Here is an 18,033-nt window from a genome sequence, read left to right on the forward strand (position 1 = left end):
ACCTAATTCCGCCCACGTCAAAAGGACCTTGGTCCCCCTTCTACAAGGGAGGCAAGGTCCTTTTTCGTCTGTGCGCAGGCTCGTACCGGGCGTCGCCATGCGGCTAGAGCGCGCGGATGATCTCCATCACCTCGGCGGCGGTGTGCGCCTCGTGGCTCACCGCCGGCAGCTTCGGGCGCTCCACCATCACCACGGGTATGCCCAGCTCGCGGGCGGCGTCGAGCTTCGCCTGCGTCATCTGGCCACCGGAGTTCTTGGTGACCACGCAGTCGATCTGGTTATCGCGCATGAGCTTCTTCTCGTCCTCCACCGTGAATGGACCGCGCGACTGGATGAGCCGGTGCCTGGCGGGCAGCGGCACCTGCGGCGGCTCGACCGTGCGGATGACGTAGAGGTTGTGTGGGTCGTGGGAGAAGGGCTCCAGCTGCTGGCGACCGATGGTCAAGAAGATGTGGTGGAAGTCGCGGGCGACGAGCTCCGCCGCCTCCTGCATGGAGTGCACCGGGAGCCACCTGTCGCGGGCCACCGGGGTCCACGCGGGCCGGTGCAGGGCGATGAGCGGGATGCCCGTGGCGCGCGTCGCCTCCGAGGCGGAGACGGAGATCCGCTCGGCGAACGGGTGGGTGGCGTCGATGACCACCTCGACCCCGTTCGCGATGAGCCACTGCACGAGCCCCGCCGGGCCGCCGAAGCCGCCGATGCGCACCTCGCCTACGGGCAGCTTGGGGTTGTCCACGCGCCCCGCCAGCGAGCTGGTGACGTGCCAGCCGTCGTCGACGAGCAGCTTGGCCACCTCGCGGGCCTCGCCGGTTCCTCCGAGGATCAGTGCGCGCATGGGATCGTCCGTCCGTGCTCGTCGCGGGGCCGGTCGTCGGAGTAAAGGAAGGAGTCCGGGAAGCCCTCGGCGCCTAAGACCTTGCCCACGATGATGACCGCGGTGCGGGTGATCCCGGCGGCGCGCACGGCGGGCGCGATGTCGGCCAGCCTACCGCGGACGATCTGCTCCTCGGGGCGGGAGGCGTAGGCGACCACGGCGACCGGGCAGTCCTCGCCGTAGTTGGGCAGGAGCTCGTCGACCACGCGGTCGATGTCGTGGGCGGCGAGGTGGATGACCAGCGTCGCGCCGCTCTTGCCGAGTGTGTCTAGGTCCTCGCCCTCGGGCATCTTGGAGGCCCTGCCCGACACCCGGGTGAGGATGACCGTCTGCCCCACCGTGGGCACCGTCAGCTCGTGGCCGAGCACCGCCGCGGCCGCGGAGAAGGAGGCCACGCCCGGCACGATCTCGTAGTCGATGCCGCGCTCGACAAGCCGGCGGGCCTGCTCCGCGACGGCCGAGTAGATGCTCGGGTCGCCGGAGTGCAGGCGAGCGACGTCCTTGCCGTCGGCGGTGGCCTGCACGATGACCTGGGTGATCTCGTCCAGCGGCATGCGCGCGGTGTTGATCACGGTCGCCCCCTCGGGGGTGATGGCGAGCACCTCGGGCGGCACGATGGATCCCGCGTACAGGCACACCTGGCAGGTGCGGATGAGCTTGTCCGCGCGCAGGGTGAGCAGGTCGGCGGCGCCCGGTCCGGCGCCGATGAAGTAGACGGTCATGTGCCTTCCTTTAGGTAGTACGATCGCTGGAAGTCAGGTGTCAACGCTTGACAGTGGCGAGGCGCGTTCGCTTGCCGACGCCTCGCGGTTCCTTATCTACAGTAGTCGGGTGGCCGTAGGCGTCGACAAGCAAGGGCAACTACCGCGGCTTCGTCACGGTCCACTGGGTGACCGGGAGCGCGGGCTTGAGCGCGTGGAAGCGACCGATCGCGTGCTCGGCGGAGATCTCGAAGCGGGCGAGCTGGCCGCCGTGGGTGCGCCACAGCTCCATGAGCATCTGCTCGCTTTCGAGGGTGACCGCGTTGGCGACGAGCCTTCCGCCGGGCTTGAGCCGCTCCCAGGCCTGATCGAACACGCCCTCGTGGGTGAGCCCGCCGCCGATGAAGATGACGTCGGGGGTGTCGGGGACGTCGCCGAAGGACTCCGGCGCGCCCTGCTGCACGGCGATGCGGTGGAGCACGCCGAGGTTGCGGGCGTTGTCGAAGATGGTCTGCTGGCGCGCGGCGTTGGACTCGAAGCAGATCGCTCGGGAGTTCGTCGTTGCGCGGAGGAACTCGATGGCGATCGACCCGGAGCCGCCGCCGATGTCCCAGAGGGTATCGGTGTTGCGCGGGCGCAGCGCGGCAACCGACAGCGCGCGCACGTGCTGCTTGGTCAGCTGCCCGTCGGTGATGTAGTTGTCGTCCGCCAGGCCCGGCACGAGCGACTGTCCGGGCTGGACGGGCGAGACCGCGATGACGTTGAGCGAGCTGTGCACCTCGGGCGGGTTGCCCGCGGTGCCCTCCCCGATCGTCTCGTCGGGCCCGCCGAGGTCGCTCAAGACCCATACCCGCGCCTTCTCGTTTCCGCGACGTGCGAGCAGCTCGCACACCTCCGCCGGCGAGTGCTCGTTGCGCCCTAACACGAGGAAGCACTCGCCGGAGTCGACGGCGGTGTGCAGCGAGGCGACGTCGTGGGTGACGATGCTGTAGACGGGCGTGCGGTCGAGCGGCCAGTGCAGGCGCGCGCACGCCAGCGACGCGCTCGACGGCGCCGGGTACACCTCGAACTCGAGCTCCGGCATCACCCGGGCCAGCGTGGTGCCGATCCCGTGGAACATCGGGTCGCCCGAGGCGAGCACCACGACCCGCTTGTCGGCGCACTCCTCGAACAGGGGCTTGATGGCGGGCACGAGCGGGCTCGGCCACGGGCGTCGCTCCCCCACGATGTCGTCCGGCAGCAGCCCCAGCTGGCGCCAGGAACCCACGATGACCTCGGCCTTCACGATCCGCTGCTGAGCCGCGCGGCCCAAGTCTGCGAATCCCCCGGCGGCGATCCCCACCACCGCGACGAACTCATCGTGGGCGGCGTCGTGTCCGTCGACGGTGCGCAGCGCGGCGGTGGAGGAAAGAGGTGGAGTCATGTCTAGCAATTGTACTGTCCGGATTGGCCGGATCTCCGCTTTGACCGCCGCCGCACGAGGTCCTGTGCGAAGATTCTACCGCGGCATGTGCCGCCACACCGGCCTCGGCACCAGCCGCATCGCCCACGCGAGCAGCCTCAGCTTGCCCGGGATCCACAAGGTGGCGCTCCCCTTTTTCGACCGCACGGCGTCTGCCACGGCGTCGGCGACGGTGGCCGCGTCGACGGACATCGGCGCGGGCTTCATGCCCTCGGTCATGTTCCCGATGACGAACCCGGGCCTGGCGGTGATGAGCTTGACGTGGGAGCCGTGCAGGCGGTCGGCGAGCCCCTGGCAGAAGGCGTCGAGGCCCGCCTTGGTCGATCCGTACACGTAGTTGGCCCGGCGCGCCCGCCAGCCGGCGATCGAGGAGAACGCAACGATGGTCCCCGGGGTGTGCTGGGCCAGCATGGCGTCGGCAAGCACCGTGAGCGCAACCACCTGCGACGCGTAATCGACGGCCGCGATCTCGAAGGCGTGCACCTCGTCGGTCTCGGCGCGCTCCTGGTTGCCGAGGATGCCGAAGGAGACGATCGCCGCGCTGATGGGGCCAACCTTCTCGACGATCTGGCGGTGATGGGCAGTGTCTGTCGCATCGAAATAGAGCTTGTCGACGCCTACGGCACCCGCCGCCATGAGCCGTTCTTCGAGCGGACCCAGTGCCTCGACCCGGCGCGCCGCGAGCACCACGCGCTTGCCCCGACACAGGCGGGTGGCCAGCTCGCCGCCGATCTCGCTCGTCGCGCCGAGCACGAGGACCGCGGGCGCGCTCATCGCAGGATCCTCGGCTGCTTGTTGAGCCGTTCGCAGCCGTCGGCGGTGACCACGACGATGTCCTCGATGCGGGCGCCGACCTCGCCCTCCAGGTAGATGCCCGGCTCGATGCTAAAGCACATCCCCTCCTCCAGGACGAGGTCGTTGCCCTCGATGATGAAAGGCTCCTCGTGGGTGGACAGCCCGATGCCGTGGCCGGTGCGGTGGATGAACTGCTCGCCGAACCCGGCCTCCGCGATAGGCGTGCGGGCGATAGCGTCAAGCGCCTTGGCCGTCATGCCGGGCCGCACGGCGTCGACGGCGGCCTTCTGCGCGGCGAAGAGCACCTCGTAGAGGCTTAACGCCTTGGTGTTGGTGAGCGCCTCCGGGCCGCCGACGATGTAGGTCCTCGTGCAGTCGGAGTGATAGCCGTGGCCGTAGGTGCCGCCGATGTCGACGACGACCATGTCGCCGGTCGCCAGCACCCGGTCGGAGAAGTCGTGGTGGGGGTTCGCGCCATTTTCCTGAGAGCCGACGATGATGAAGTCCACCGCCCTGTGCTCCTCGAGGATGAGCTTTTCGATGTCGGCGGCGACCTCGCGCTCGCTGCGGCCCTCGGAAAGCAGCTCCGGCACGCGGGCGTGCACCCGGTCGATGGCCGCCCCCGCATGGCGCAGCTGCTCGATCTCGGCCTCGTCTTTGCGGATGAAGAGCTCGGAGAGCACCTGGCTGGCTAGGACGAAGGTGGCGTTCGGCAGCAGTGCCTGGAGCTTGAGCAGGTGGTCGGCGGTGAGGTCTTGGCCCACGCCGATGGTGCCGCGCAGTTCGTTGCGGAAGGGCTCGACGGCGAGCTCGTGGGGGTTCTTCCCGTCGACCCAGCCTTCGACCTCCACGTCGAGCTCGGGGATCGGGGTCTGCGGCAGCTCCGCCCGATCGACCGCGGGGAGGATGAACTTGGGGGTCCCGCTGGCCGGGATGACTAGGCAGGTGAGCCGCTCGTGGGTGCTCGCCCACGATCCGGTGAGGTAGGCAAGCTGGGCGCCGGTGCCGATGATGAGACCGGAGATGCCCTTGTCCTTGCACAGTTGCTGCGCGCGGGCGATGCGCTCCGCGTACACCTGGAGAGGGAAGAAACTCATAGGTTCATATTATTCTCCGCCGCTGGCAGGAGGCTGTGACCGGTAGTATGAGCGGTTATGAGCGAGGAAAAAGCCGAACCGGCGTGGATGGCGGATCTGCGCTCCGCAGAGGGGCGCTGCTGCTCCGGCTTCTTCTTCGACGCGGCAGCCCTCATCGCCCCTTCTTCGGGCGCGGGCAGCTCCCGCTACGTGCTTACGGCCGCTCATTTCCTCCGCGAGATTCGGGGAGCGGGCGCGAAGGTCCGGGTCGCCTACGACGGAACGTGGCAGTGGTGCGATTCCTGGCGGCTCATCCCGCGCACCGACCTCGCGGTGCTGCGGCTGCCGAGGGCCGCCGCGTTCGACGAGCTGCCCCGGCTCGGGTCCCGCGTGCTGTGGCCCGGGACTAGGTTTACCGCCGGGGGGTTTGGCGCAACGAGCACGCTGCGCTGGCGGGCGGGAGTCTTCCTGTTCCCGATGCCGTGGGTGGCCTCAAGGGGCCTGAGCACCCGGGTCACCCACGGCGGGTACGTGGCAGCCTGGCCCAGAGCCATCCCGGGCGACTCGGGCGGCCCGGTCCTCGTCCGCGGCGAGGTGTCGGCGATGCAGTCGATGATCTTCGATCCCCTGGGGTTTAACGCCGGGATCGCCGTGGTCGCACGCATCCGGCCTTATCTTCGGGCCATCCGCGCCGCGGTGCTGGAGCTGGCGTCGAGCGCTAGCGGAAATGGGGAGGCGGCGCCGTAGGCGTCGACAAGCAGGCTAAGCGCCGATGGCGACGACTCCCCTGCGGATTGCATCGATCGCCTGGCGGGCGTTGTCGCGGGTCTCGTCGACGTAGGCGGTCTGGCGGATCTGCTCGAGCAAGTCGATGACCTGGCGGGCCTGGCGGACGAAATCGCCCGGGGTGACCTCAGCGCCCGATTCCGCCGCGGCGGCTAGGCAGTAACCCAGCGGCGCGCCCGCGGCCCACTGGTGGATAGCCAGCGCGAAGCCTGCCTCCGGGTACTTGGTCACCGGCAGGCGGTAGCGGCGCTCGTCGTAGCTGAGCTCCTCCCAGATGCGCACGGTGTCGTTCATCGCGTCCACCATCGGGTCGGTGGCGCCCTCGGGGCTGCCCTTCGTCTCGCGGCGGTTCTCAAAGGTGCACATGCTGGCCACGCCAGCGAGCTCGGCCGGGTCAAGGCCGTCCCAGATGCCGCGCTTGAGGCACTGGGCGACGAGCAGGTCGCACTCGGAGTGAACGCGGGCGAGGCGCTCGCCCTCGTCCGTCACGGTAGGCGTCCCATCGACGTACTCGACGTAGTCGTACTCGCCAAGCAGCTGGAGGATGCGGTCGAAGGTCTTGCCCAGGGTATCGGTGGCGGCGCTGATGGTCTCCTGCAGGTACGCGACCTTGCGTTCCGCCTTGAGCAGCTTCTCCCCCACCCGGACCAGGTCCTCGCGGTCGGCCCAGTAGTGGGTCGGGTGGCTGCGGATGGCCTCGCGCAGGTCGTGGACCTTGGGGCTGACCCGGTGGCGCGGGTGCGACTTCATGCGCTTGGGGCGCGGGAAATGCAGCCGATCGAACTGCTCGACCACCAGCCCCGCGTGCTTGCGCGGGTGGGCGATGGCCGCGCGCGGGATGCGCATGGTTCCCACGGTCTGCGGGGCCAGCCCCAGCTTGTCGGCGCCGAGGCGACCGGACCAGCCGCTCTCGAAGGTGAACCAGGGCCTGGGGTCGTGGTTGTTGCCCGCCTGCTGGATCACCACGGCGAGGATCGGGTGCTTCTTGCCGGGAAGGGCGACCACGTCGCCGAGGCGCAGCCTGGCCAGCACGGACACGACCTCCTTCTCGCGCTGCTCGATGGAGTGCCGCTTGGAGCGCCGCTCCTCCTCGGTGAGCTCGCGGCGCAGGCGCGCGTAGCCCTCGATGTCGTTCAAAGGGTCCTCGCTGGGCGGGTTGCTCGCCTCGAGCAGGGTGTGAAGCTGCGCGCGGATGGCCGCCGCGTCCTTCTCCGCCTTCTCGATGGCGCGGACCTCCTCGACGATGGAGCCGTCCGCCTGGTACTGGGCAAACGACTTCTCCAGCAGCCGGTGGGCGGGCTCGAAACCGATGGTGCGGACCATGTTCACCGCCATGTTGTAGCCGGGCGCGAAGGTGGAGATGAGCGGGTAGGTGCGCGTGGAGGCCAGCCCCGCCACCGCGCGCGGGTCCATCGCGGGCTGCCACAGGACCACGGCGTTGCCCATCGTGTCGATTCCTCGGCGCCCCGCGCGGCCGGTGAGCTGGGTGTACTGGCCCGGAGTGAGGTCGACGTGGGCCTCGCCGTTGTACTTGACCAGCTTCTCCAGCACGACGGTGCGCGCGGGCATGTTGATGCCTAGGGCGAGAGTCTCGGTGGCGAAGACCGCGCGGACGAGCCCCTTGGTGAACAGCTCCTCCACGATGTGGCGGAACGCCGGGAGCATGCCCGCGTGGTGGGCGGCGAAGCCTCGCTGCAGCGCCGCGCGCCAGCGCCCGAAGTCGAGCACCTTGAGGTCCTCCTCCGGGATGCCCTCCACGCCGGCGTCGACGATGCGCCCGATCTCCTCGGCCTCCTGCTGGTTGGTGAGCACCAGCCGCGAGCGCATGCACTGGTAGAGCGCCCCGTCGCACCCCGCACGGGAGAAGATGAAGGTGATCGCGGGCAGCATGTCGTGCGCCTTGAGCAGCGAGATGACCTCGGGGCGCCCCAGCGGGCGGAACTTGTCCGGGCGCGGGTGCCCGCTGCGGCCGTTTCCCCGCGGCCCGCCGCGCTTGAACGGCCGCGCCTTGGAGACGTCCCACTCGGACTCGGCGTGGCTGCGGCCCGACTCGAGCCGCTCGATATGCGACTCCAGGTGGGAGTTGACGGTGATGTCGCCGGGCTCGAAGAGCGGGTGGATGGTCTTGCCCACGAGCATCCACTGGTCGAGCGGGACGGGGCGAAGGTCGCTGACGATGACCTCGGTGTCGCCGCGCACGGACTTCAGCCAGGCGCCGAACTCCTCCGAGTTCGAGACGGTCGCCGACAGCCCGATGACGCTCACGGAATCGTCGAGGCCCAAGATGGCCTCCTCCCACACCGCGCCGCGGGACTTGTCGGCGAGGAAGTGGATCTCGTCCATGACCACGTGCGAGAGCCGGTCGAGGGTCCCTGACTGCGCGTAGATCATGTTGCGCAGAACCTCGGTGGTCATCACCACGATCTCCGCGTCGTGGTTGATGGAGACGTCGCCGGTGAGCAGCCCCACGGCGTCCTCGCCGTGCTGCTTGACCAGGTCGTGGTACTTCTGGTTGCTCAAAGCCTTGATCGGCGTGGTGTAAAAGCACTTGGTCCCCCGCGAGAGCGCGAGCGAGACCGCGAACTCGCCGACGATCGTCTTGCCCGCGCCGGTGGGCGCGCACACCAGCACACCGTGGCCCCGCTCCACCGCCTCACACCCCTTAATCTGGAACTCATCGAGCGCGAAGCCCAATTCAGAGATGAAGAGATCAAGGTGCGTGTCGGTCATAGGTACAAGGCTAGCCAATGCGCCCCGACATGACACCTCGGGGCGGGCCCTAGCGGGGGCAGGCCCGAAAATGGCCACCGCCCTTGCGGGCGATGGCCGCGAAAGACGTCTTAGATGACGTCATCGAAGTTGTTGAAGGTGCTTGCTGGCGGATCGATCCTCGTCGGCTTGGTGATGCTTCCCGGACCGCCGATGCCCTCCGCCTGACCAACGGGGCTCGGCGAACCGATCCCGCCCGCCTTGCCCACGGGCTGCGGCGCGTCGACGCCGCCGGGGGCCGTATCCAGCGGCGAGGAGGACTCGTCATCCACGTCCATCCAGGCAGGTCGCTCGAGGTTGGCCCGCTTGTCGTGGATGCGCATGAACTGCAGCGCGGCCTCCACGAGCAGGCACAGGGCGACCGCCAGGGCGCTCATGGAGAAGGGATCCTGGCCTGGTGTCATGACCGCGGCGAAGATGGTGAGGACGATCCAGATGACGTCGCGGTGCCCCTTGATCGCCGCGTAGGGCAGGATTCCCACGAGGTTGAGCGCCACCATAAACAGCGGAACCTCGAAGCTCACACCGAAGATGAAGATGAGCGTGAGGATGAAGCTGAAGTAGCGCTCACCGGTCAGCGCCGCCACCTGCGACTGATCACCGATAGTGAGCAGGAAGTCCAGGCCGTAGGCGAGGATGAAGTAGGCCAGAACCGCGCCGAGCACGAACAAGGCGACGGCGGCGGTGACGAAGGCCCGAGTCCAGCGCCGCTCGTTCTTGTGCAGGCCAGGCGTGATGAAGCCCCAGATCTGCTGGAGCCAGACCGGCGAGGCGAGCACCGAGCCAGCCAGCGCGCCCACCTTCAGTCGCAGGAGGAACATCTCGAACGGCGAGGTGGCCAAGAGGCGGCACTCGCCGTCGGTGCCGTAGACGGCGCGGTTTTCCGCCGGAAGCTTACAGTAGGGCTCGCGGAGGATCTCGCCGAGGCTCGGGATGCCGAACAGGGAGTTCTGATACCAGATGTACCCGATGACGGCGCCGACGCTGAGCGCCAGCACACACACGATGACGCGCCGGCGCAGCTCCTTGAGGTGCTCGACGAGCGCCATGGTGCCGTCGGACGGCTTGCGCTGGCGGCGTCGGCGCCGGGTGGGAGTCTGATTGCTCATGACCAACCTTTTTCTGCTCTGAAACTTACGATGAGCGACCACGGCGCGCGGGTTATCCAACGGCCGCGCGCAGTCAGCAAAAAACCCAGCGTCTAAGTGTCCCTATGGCCTAGGAGCTGCGAGCTTAGAGCTGGGAAGAAGCTCATGAATGAGCCGGCCTACTGGCCGTTCTGGGGGTTGTTCACCTGCTGGGGATCCTGAACGTTTTGCACCTGAGACTGAGTGGTGCCACCGGTGATCTGCTGCTGCGGAGCCTGCTGCGCCTGGTCATCGTTGCCCATCTCCTTGATCTCGGACTTGAAGATGCGCATGGAGCGGCCGAGCGAACGGGCCGCGTCCGGCAGCTTCTTTGCGCCGAAGAGCAGAACGATGACAGCAACGATGAGGACGAGCTCCCAACCGCCGGGAAGTGACATTGTTTTTCCTTTCAGGAACTGGCAGCGCTTGAGGAACCCCTCTAGCCCTCCCGTATGAAAATGATGTGAAAGCCTTATTTACTTAGGTCACGGCCCATTTCCTAGAGCTTCCGGGGAGCGCGTCCCCTACGTGACTATTCGGCCATCATACGCTCTCAACGCAGATTTGGCGCGATTCGCGATCTCGTGAGACACGTCACTAGGCTCGATCACGCGCACTCGGTCGGCGTTTTCCAGCGCGAATTGGATGAGCCATTCCCGCGCGATGAGCGGGACGTGCACCTCGAATTTGTCGTCGTCGTTCCAGAATCCCTCGGTCACCGGCAGCGTGTCCGCCAGCCACGCGCTCTCCTCGTCGAAGACGAGGACTGCCTGCGTGTCGGCCTTCTTCAGATCGAAGGGATCGCAGGCATCCAGCGGCGCCAGCGGAACCGAAACCGCGGGTTCGCCGGTTTCCCTCGCCCCCGTCATGCGGTCGAGGCGGAACATGCGCACCTCCTCGCGGTCATGGTCGTAGCCTTGAATATAGGCGTTCGTGTCGCGGGTGAACATTCTCTGGATGCTCACCCGGCGAGTGTGCATTCCCTCGGTGGTGCGCGAGGTGTACTCGAACTCTACCTGGCGGCCGGAGGTCATCGCGCGGGTCAGGATCTCCAGCTCCGGCTCGGAGATGAAGTCTCGGCCGAAGGAGTCGGTGTCGAAGACCGCGCCGATCGCCGAGCCCATGGACTCGCGCAGCTTGGTCGCCGCGCTGACAACCGTGCTGCGGTCGGCGAGGCCGGGAACCGCCTCGAGGTACTCGAGGGCAAGCAGCAGCGCCGTCGCCTCCGTGACGGTCAAGCGCAGCGGCTGGTCCATGCCCTGGGAGTCGAAGATGGTCACCGAGCGCATGTTGGGGTCCAGATCGACCAGCTCGTGCGGGAAGACCCCCGGCCCGCAGCAAAACAGCCGATAGAGGTCGTCCTTGACCTGCGCGGGCGGGAGCCCCAAGTCGGCCGCCGCCTCCATCACCGAGCAGCCCGGGTGCGACTGGAAGTAGGGCAAGAGGTTGAGCATCCGGACGAGGTCGCTCATCCGCTGATTCGTGCTGGCCATGGGTTAGAGCGCTCCCTTCAAAACGGCGATAACTTCCTCGCGGACCTCGGTGGGTTCCTCCACGATGGCGTAGGGCGCGTGCGCCGCCGCCGCGCGGACGATCCACTTCTTCTCCACTCCCTGCAGGAGGTAGCGGTTCTCCCCCAGCGCTTTCCCGCGGCTGGTGATCTCCGGCGCCCTGCCGGGGGCGACGTGCACGGTCACGTCGAAGAGATCAACGCCGATGCTCAGCTGCTTTTCCACCAGCTCCTGCATGTTCGTGCCCGGCTCCGGCAGATGGAAGGGGCCGTACTCGGTCACGGCCGGGTCGTCCATGTCGAGCAGCTCGACGTCGCTGACCCGGGTGCTGCGGAAGACGCGGGGCGCGTCCCGGTCGATGTCGTAGCCCACGACGTAGACGCTGTCGCGCAACCCCACCAGCGCCCACGGGTCCATCCACCGGGTCTCCGGCTCGAAGGAGGTGGTCCGATGGAAGGTGAAGCTGATGCGCTTGCGCTGGGTGCAGGCGCTCACAATTGCGTCGATAAGCTCGGCGTTCAGGGAAGACCAGTCGTTGACGGCGAGGAAACGCGGGCTGGAGGCGAGCTCGCGCCGCACGCCGCTGGCCGCGATCTTCGTCCAGCCGGAGCGGGTGAACGTGGCCAGCTCATCGCCGAGGCCCATGTTCCCCGCGAGGGCCAGCACGGCCGCCTCCTCGGAGGTGAATTGGAGCTCGGGAAGCCGGTACTGGTCCGCCTGGAGTCGGTAGCCCACGTGGCCGTCGACGGTGACGGTCTCGATGGGCACGCCCACGCGGATGAGGTCCTTGCGGTCGCGCTCGAAGAGCTTCTCCACCGCGCGCTCGCTGCGCGGCACCCGGTTCTCGTCGCGGGCGTACCCCTCGACGTGCTCGCGCACCCACGCGGCCGTGAGCGCGGGGTTGCCGCGGCTTTCGGCGTTGAGGAAGGCGAACGCGAGGTTGGTCAGGCGCTCGAGCATTGGTTCTTTGGCAACCACGGTGACTCCTTCGAGATATGAGAAGCGAACGGGGCGGCGGGTACCGCTCCCCGCCAGGTGAAAGAGAGCTGGTCGCGCGTCCAGCGACCACCCTAGCCCTGGGCCGGGTAGTGCTCCCGCATGTAGGAAATGAGCTCGTCGACGCGCGCGTCGACCGGCGAGAACGGGTCGTCGAGCTCGACGATCTGCGGCTCGGGCCGGGTGACCTTCAGCCGCAGCCAGTCGACGGCGGTCGGGGCACCCAGGCGCTGGGACTCCGCGAGGAACTGCCCGCGCAGGTGGGCGCGGGTGGTCTCCGGCGCGGTGGTCGCCGCCTTCTCAACGTCGGCGGGATCCACCCAGGTGCTGGCCAGGCCCTTCGCCTCGAGCACCCGAAACAGGCCGCGGCCTGCCCGGATGTCGTGGTAGGCGAGGTCCACCTGCGCGAGCTTCGGGTGATCGAAGTCCTCCGGACCCAGCCCCAGGCGGGGCTGGTAGCGGCGCAAGAGCCCCAGCTTGATCGCCCAGTCGATGTCGCGGCTGATGAGCGAGAAGTCCTGGGTCTCGATCGCGGCCACCGCGCGCTCCCAGAGCTCAAGCACGCGGGCCATCTCCTCGTTGGTGGTGCCGCCGGTCTCCTCGCGGGTTTTAAGCCACGCGCGGGCCGCCTCGAGGTAGGCGCGCTGGACGGCCACCGCGGTCATCTCCTCGCCGCCCTCCAACGCCACCGGCGCCTGGCCGGTGAGATCCACCGCGATGTCCCGGATCGCCGAGATGTCGTTGGGCTGGTGCATCGTGGGCAGCTCCACGCCCGCCTCGATCATCTCGAGCACCAACAGCGTCGACCCCACCTTCAGCGCGGTGGTCGTCTCCGACATGTTGGAGTCGCCAACGATGACGTGGAGGCGGCGGAAGCGGTGGGAGTCGGCGTGCGGCTCGTCGCGGGTGTTAATGATCGGCCGCGAGCGCGTCGTCGCGCTGGACACGCCCTCCCAGACGTGGTCGGAGCGCTGCGAGAAGTGGAAGCGCCCGTCCTTGATGCACCCCGCGCCGGCGATGAGCTGGCGGGTGATGAGGAACGGCAGCAGCTGCTTCCCCAGCGTTTTCAGCACCACCTCGCGGCCGACGAGGTAATTCTCGTGGCAGCCGTAGCTGTTTCCCACCGAGTCGAGGTTGTTTTTGAAGAGGTACACCTGGCCGTCGATGTGTTCCTCGGCGAGGCTCTCCTCGGCCGCGCGCGCCAACTCGTCGACGATGAGATCGCCCGCGCGGTCGTAGGCGACCAGCTGCGAGAGGCTGTCGCACTCGGCGGTGGCGACCTCCGGGTGGCTGCCCACGTCGAGGTAAAGCCGCGAGGCGTTAGGGTGGAAGATGTTGGAGCTTCCCCACCTGTCGATCACCGGGCGGAACATGTAGCGCGCGATCTCGTCGGCGCCCAGCTTGCGGTTGCCGCGATCCATGCAGGTGATCCCGTACTCGGTCTCGATCCCCATGATGCGGCGGGTAAAGACGGCCCCGGCCACGGTCTACTGGCCGCCCTTCTGCACGTAGGAGCGCACGAACTCCTCCGCGTTGTTCTCGAGCAGGCCGTCGATCTCGTCGAGCAGGTCGTCCACGCCCTCGGTGTTGATCTGCACGGCGCCGGCGCCAGCGGCGGCCTCCAGCGCGTCGTCGTTGTCCTTTCCGCCCCCGGCGTTGACCTGGGTTTGTCCGCTCATTGCGTTGCTCCTTCTTCCTCGCGCAACGCGCGCTCGCTTTTCGCTTATCGACGCCAAGGCACGCGCTGCCCATTAGACAGTGATTATCTTATGCTTTCCTCAGCCCGCCCGCTCGCAGGTGTCCCCGCTGTGCCCGGGCCTAATACCGCGATTTCGTGGGGACCAGGAGGTCCTTGCCCGATTCCAACAGCTCGGCCACGGTGGACGCACCCTCTAGGAGGGTGCCCGCCTCCTTCTCGGTGAGCCCGTCGAGCGCGGTCATCGCGACGCGGTTGAGCTCGTGCTCTGGCCCCTTGAACACCACGGACTCCCAGCTGGCGGCCGCGACCTCGTTGCCGAACTTGGAGGCGATCTTCCCGCGGAAGAAGGCCCGGGTATCGGTGGGCGGGTTCCACGCGGCGCGCTCGATGTCCTCTTCGCCGACTAGCGTCTGCATCCTGCCCTTGCGCACAAGCGCGTGGTAGAGGCTCTTGGTGGGGTCGATGTCCGAGTACTGGAGGTCGACGAGCTTGATCTTGGCGTCGTCGATGGCCAGCCCGCGGGCGGTAAACGAGTGGATAAGCGCGTACTTGGCGCACCAGTCGAGCAGGTGCGCGCACGCGAGCGGCCCCTGGCGCAGGAGCCCCAACACCTCGCCCCAGAGCGCGAAAACGCGGCGGTCGACGTCGCTGGTGACGGCCGGCTCGACCCGGCAGCGGTACTCCTCGAGCAGGTCGATGGAGGTCATCTGGCGGCCGTCCTTGAGCGCCAGCTCGTGCGTGAGAGTGAGGTCGTGCGAGACGGCGTGCACTTCCTCGACCGCGCGGGCGAGCTTTAAGTCGCTGAAGTCGATTCCCTGCTCGATCGCGTCGAGGACGAGCGAGGTCATGCCCAGCTTCAGGAAGACGGAGGTGTGCGCCATGTTCGCGTCGCCCAGGATGACGTGGAGCCGACCGAAGGAATCGGCGTCGGCGTGCGGTTCGTCGCGGGTGTTGATGATGCCGCGGTTGAGCGTGGTCTCCAGCGAGATCTCCTGCTCCATGTAGTCGGCGCGCTGGCTGATCTGGAAGCCCGGCTTCTCGCCGTGCTGGCCGATGCCCACGCGCCCGGCCCCGATGATCACCTGGCGGGTGACGAAGAACGGAATCAAGGCCTGGGCCATGACATCGAAGTCGATGGAGCGATCGTAGAAGTAGTTCTCGTGGGAGCCGTAGCTGGCTCCCTTGCCGTCGACGTTGTTCTTGTAGATCTTCAGCGGCGGACACGGATCGTGGTGCTCGAGCACCGAGTGGTTGCGCTCGGTCAGCGCCTCCACATCCTCGCGCGCGCGGTTGAGGATGACGTTACCGGCCACGTCGTAGACCAGCGCGTCGAAAGCGTTGGTGGTCTCCGGCGAGGAGTACTCGGGGTGCGCGTGGTCGACGTAGTAGCGCCCGCCGTTGGTGAGCACGACGTTGGCCACGCCGATCGCGTTGGGGTCGACGACCGGCACCGTGTGGTAGCGGCGCAGGTCAAACCCGCGGGTGTCCCGCAGCGGGTGCTCCGACGCGAAGTCCCAGCGCGCCCCGGTGGCGCACTTCTCGGCCGCGCCGAAGGCGACCACCACGTGGGTGGAGGTGACGATCGGCGAGAGGACGGGGTTGGTGGGCGTGGCGATGCCGTACTCCGTCTCGGTTCCCATGAACCTGCTCATTGGGTGAATCCTCCTTCGGTGGTGCTACTTGGCGATGACGTGGGCGTTGATCACCCGCACGCCGCTGCGCCCGACGATGCGGCTCCACTCGTCGGGGTTGGCGGTGTTCGGAAGGTCCTCGTTCTCGCGGTTCTCCAGCTCGACGGCCTCGACGAGGTCGGCGGCGCTGATCCCCTCCTCCCCGGTGGTGAGGAAGCGCTTGATGGCGTTCTTCTTCGCGCGGTCGACGATGTTGGCGATCATGGCGCCGGAGACGAAGTCGCGGTAGTGCAGGACCTCGGTCAGCCCGTTGATGAGCTGCAGCTCCACGTAGGGGTTGTCGCGGAACAGCTGCGTGGTCGCGGCCTCGATGAGCTCCTCGGCCGGTGCCTGGAGCGGGATCGAGTCGTTGAGGTAGAGCCCGAAGATGTCCCGGGCGGCCTTTTCGTTGGGGCGCTGGACGCGGATCTTCACGTCCAAGCGGCCGGGCCGAAGGATGGCCGGGTCGATGAGCTCCTCGCGGTTGGTCGCGCCGATGACGATGACATTAGAGATGCCCTCCACGCCGTCGAGCTCGGTGAGCAGCTGCGGGACGACGGTGGTCTCCATGTCCGAGCTCACGCCCGAGCCGCGGGTGCGGAAGATCGACTCCATCTCGTCGAAGAAGATGATGACGGGGCGGCCATCCGATGCCAGCTCGCGGGCGCGCTCGAAGATGAGCCGGATGCGGCGCTCGGTCTCGCCGACAAACTTGTTCAGCAGCTCCGGGCCCTTGACGTTGATGAAGTAGCTCTTTCCCCCGGTTCCCAGGCGGGAGGACAGGGAGTTGGCCACGGCCTTCGCGATGAGCGTCTTGCCGCAGCCGGGCGGGCCGTAGAGCAGCACGCCCTTCGGCGGGTGGAGGTTGTATGCGCGGTAGAGCTCCGGGTGCGCGAACGGCAACTCGACGGCGTCCTGGATCTGCTCGATCTGGTCGTCGAGGCCGCCGATATCCGAGTACTCGACGTCCGGGACCTCCTCCAGCGCCAGCTTCGCGACCTCGGTCTTGGGCACGATCTCGAAGGCGTAGCCCGCCTTGGCGTCGATAAGCACGGTATCGCCAGCACGGGGCGGGCGCTGGGCGTTCTTCAGCAGCGGCGAGGCAAGCCGAACCAGCCGCTCCTCCCCGTTGTGGTCGGTGACCAGCGCGCGATCGGCGCCGATGAGCTCGGACAGCACGGCGAGGTTGCCGGTGGTATCGAACTCGCAGGCCTCGACGATCTGGCTGGCCTCGCCGAGGCGCACCTGCACGCCTGGGACCAGCAGCGCCTGGTCCACCAGCGGGGAGATCATCAGCCGCATTTTGCGCCCGGCGGTGAACACCTCCGCCGTCTTGCCGCCGGAGGAGAACTCGAGGAAGGTGCCGTAGGTCGACGGCGGCACGGCCATCTCCTCCAGCTGCAGGGTGAGCACCTTGAGCTTGTCGCGGGACGCCTTGAGCAGCTCCGCCAGCTTGGTGTTGCGCGTGGCAAGATCAGAGGCGGTGCGCTTGAATCGTGCCAGCTCTGAGCTCATGCTGGTGGGGTCGTCGAACGTCTCGCGGGTGGATTCCATGCCCTCCACCTTACTGTCCGCGGCGCGGTCGAGGTCACACCTGCCCCCGAATCCCGCACCGCCCACAGCCACCCCGTCAGCTGGCGCTTCGACGGCGGCTGCTTGCCGACGAAAAACGCCCTCACGGCGGGTAATCCGTGAGGGCGAGGGGTGCAGGTAACGCCTTTCGGCGCTACTTGCGGGCGCGGCGCTGCGGGCGAGGCGGGGTGACGCCGTCGGCGAGCCTGCGCGCCATGACGAGGAACGCGGTGTGGGCGTTCATGCGGTGCTCGGGGCGGGTGGCCAGCCCCTCGACGCGCCAGTCGCGCACGAGAGACTCCCACGCCCGCGGCTCGGTGAAGCACTTGAGCTCGCGGATGCCCTCCATCACCTTCATCAGCTGCGGGACCGTGGCGACATAGGTCATGAACACCCCGCCCGGGATGAGCAGGTCCTTGACCGTCTCCAGGCACTCCCACGGCTCGAGCATGTCGAGGATGACGCGGTCGACCGGCCCGCCGATCGTCTCCCGGGTCACCTCGCGCAGGTCGCCCAGGTGCGGCTCCCAGTTCGCGGGGCGGCCGCCGAAGTACTCGTCGACGTTGGCCTCGGCGAACTCGAGGTGGTCCTCGCGGATCTCGTAGGAGATGACGGTGCCCTTCTCCCCCACGGCGCGCAGCAGCGCCATGGACAGCGCGCCGGAGCCGGCGCCGGCCTCGAGCACGCGCGCGCCGGGGAAGATATCGCCCTCGACGAGGATCTGCGCGGAGTCCTTGGGGTAGATCACCGCGGCACCGCGCGGCATGGAAAGCACGTGGTCGACCATGAGGTGGCGGAAGCACAGGTACTCGTAGCCCTGCTCGGAGCGCACGACGGTCCCCTCGTCGGCGCCGATGATGTCGTCGTGGCGAATGATGCCCTTGTGGGTGTGGTACTCCCCGCCCGGCTGCAGCACGATGGTCGCGTGCCTGCGCTTGGGATCGGTGAGCTGAACGCGGTCGCCGGGTTGGAAAGGACCTGAATATGCCATGAGT

16 protein-coding genes are annotated in these 18,033 nt (G+C 67.8%); 1 reads left to right on the plus strand and 15 read right to left on the minus strand.

Translation table 11 applies throughout. The features are described from left to right. Positions 1 to 103: 103 nt before the first annotated feature. The 5 genes from B843_RS07030 to B843_RS07050 form a co-directional block, all read right to left on the minus strand. The gene (locus tag B843_RS07030; protein ID WP_025252806.1) at positions 104 to 835 is read right to left on the minus strand and encodes a cobalt-precorrin-6A reductase; all 732 of its coding nucleotides are present in this window, start codon (positions 833 to 835) and stop codon (positions 104 to 106) included. Next, complete coding sequence (gene cobM, locus B843_RS07035; RefSeq protein WP_025252807.1) at positions 823 to 1,596, minus strand: precorrin-4 C(11)-methyltransferase; 774 nt, start codon at positions 1,594 to 1,596, stop codon at positions 823 to 825. Before cobM ends, B843_RS07030 begins: the two co-directional genes overlap by 13 nt. Positions 1,597 to 1,735: 139 nt before the next feature. Next, the gene (locus B843_RS07040; protein ID WP_025252808.1) at positions 1,736 to 2,998 is read right to left on the minus strand and encodes a bifunctional cobalt-precorrin-7 (C(5))-methyltransferase/cobalt-precorrin-6B (C(15))-methyltransferase; all 1,263 of its coding nucleotides are present in this window, start codon (positions 2,996 to 2,998) and stop codon (positions 1,736 to 1,738) included. Between the two features lie 75 nt (positions 2,999 to 3,073). Further along, the gene (locus tag B843_RS07045) at positions 3,074 to 3,811 is read right to left on the minus strand and encodes an SDR family oxidoreductase (protein WP_025252809.1); all 738 of its coding nucleotides are present in this window, start codon (positions 3,809 to 3,811) and stop codon (positions 3,074 to 3,076) included. Further along, positions 3,808 to 4,929, minus strand: a complete 1,122-nt coding sequence (locus B843_RS07050; RefSeq protein WP_025252810.1) for a M24 family metallopeptidase — start codon at positions 4,927 to 4,929, stop codon at positions 3,808 to 3,810. The genes B843_RS07045 and B843_RS07050 overlap by 4 nt, the downstream gene beginning before the upstream one ends. A 57-nt stretch (positions 4,930 to 4,986) precedes the next feature. Here B843_RS07050 and B843_RS07055 point away from each other — a divergent pair, with 57 nt between their 5' ends. Further along, positions 4,987 to 5,655, plus strand: a complete 669-nt coding sequence (locus B843_RS07055) for a S1C family serine protease (protein ID WP_025252811.1) — start codon at positions 4,987 to 4,989, stop codon at positions 5,653 to 5,655. A gap of 15 nt (positions 5,656 to 5,670) precedes the next feature. Here B843_RS07055 and B843_RS07060 read toward each other — a convergent pair whose 3' ends face one another. The 10 genes from B843_RS07060 to B843_RS07105 form a co-directional block, all read right to left on the minus strand. Next, positions 5,671 to 8,424: a DEAD/DEAH box helicase gene (locus B843_RS07060; RefSeq protein ID WP_025252812.1), complete on the minus strand. Its 2,754-nt coding sequence runs from the start codon at positions 8,422 to 8,424 to the stop codon at positions 5,671 to 5,673. 110 nt (positions 8,425 to 8,534) lie between these two features. Next, a complete protein-coding gene (tatC, locus tag B843_RS07065) occupies positions 8,535 to 9,572 on the minus strand; it encodes a twin-arginine translocase subunit TatC (protein WP_025252813.1) in 1,038 nt (345 codons plus the stop codon). 158 nt (positions 9,573 to 9,730) lie between these two features. After that, a complete protein-coding gene (gene tatA / locus B843_RS07070) occupies positions 9,731 to 9,988 on the minus strand; it encodes a Sec-independent protein translocase subunit TatA (protein WP_025252814.1) in 258 nt (85 codons plus the stop codon). 126 nt (positions 9,989 to 10,114) lie between these two features. Beyond that, the gene (locus tag B843_RS07075) at positions 10,115 to 11,083 is read right to left on the minus strand and encodes a helix-turn-helix transcriptional regulator (RefSeq protein ID WP_025252815.1); all 969 of its coding nucleotides are present in this window, start codon (positions 11,081 to 11,083) and stop codon (positions 10,115 to 10,117) included. A gap of 3 nt (positions 11,084 to 11,086) precedes the next feature. Beyond that, positions 11,087 to 12,079, minus strand: a complete 993-nt coding sequence (locus B843_RS07080; RefSeq protein WP_231493998.1) for a helix-turn-helix transcriptional regulator — start codon at positions 12,077 to 12,079, stop codon at positions 11,087 to 11,089. 92 nt (positions 12,080 to 12,171) lie between these two features. Further along, positions 12,172 to 13,551 carry a Pup--protein ligase gene (gene pafA / locus B843_RS07085; RefSeq protein ID WP_051483563.1) on the minus strand — a complete coding sequence of 460 codons (1,380 nt, stop codon included), beginning with the start codon at positions 13,549 to 13,551 and terminating at the stop codon, positions 12,172 to 12,174. 33 nt (positions 13,552 to 13,584) lie between these two features. Then, positions 13,585 to 13,776 (minus strand): ubiquitin-like protein Pup, encoded by a 192-nt coding sequence (locus B843_RS07090; protein ID WP_025252818.1) that lies wholly within the window; start codon positions 13,774 to 13,776, stop codon positions 13,585 to 13,587. A gap of 139 nt (positions 13,777 to 13,915) precedes the next feature. After that, positions 13,916 to 15,448, minus strand: coding sequence for a depupylase/deamidase Dop (gene dop / locus B843_RS07095; RefSeq protein ID WP_025252819.1), 1,533 nt, complete (start codon positions 15,446 to 15,448; stop codon positions 13,916 to 13,918). A gap of 24 nt (positions 15,449 to 15,472) precedes the next feature. Next, positions 15,473 to 17,020 (minus strand): proteasome ATPase, encoded by a 1,548-nt coding sequence (arc, locus tag B843_RS07100; protein ID WP_025252820.1) that lies wholly within the window; start codon positions 17,018 to 17,020, stop codon positions 15,473 to 15,475. 172 nt (positions 17,021 to 17,192) lie between these two features. Further along, positions 17,193 to 18,029, minus strand: coding sequence for a tRNA (adenine-N1)-methyltransferase (locus B843_RS07105; protein ID WP_025252821.1), 837 nt, complete (start codon positions 18,027 to 18,029; stop codon positions 17,193 to 17,195). Between the last annotated feature and the right edge of the window lie 4 nt (positions 18,030 to 18,033).

Origin of the sequence: Corynebacterium vitaeruminis DSM 20294, assembly GCF_000550805.1 — a bacterium.
Lineage (GTDB): Bacteria > Actinomycetota > Actinomycetes > Mycobacteriales > Mycobacteriaceae > Corynebacterium > Corynebacterium vitaeruminis.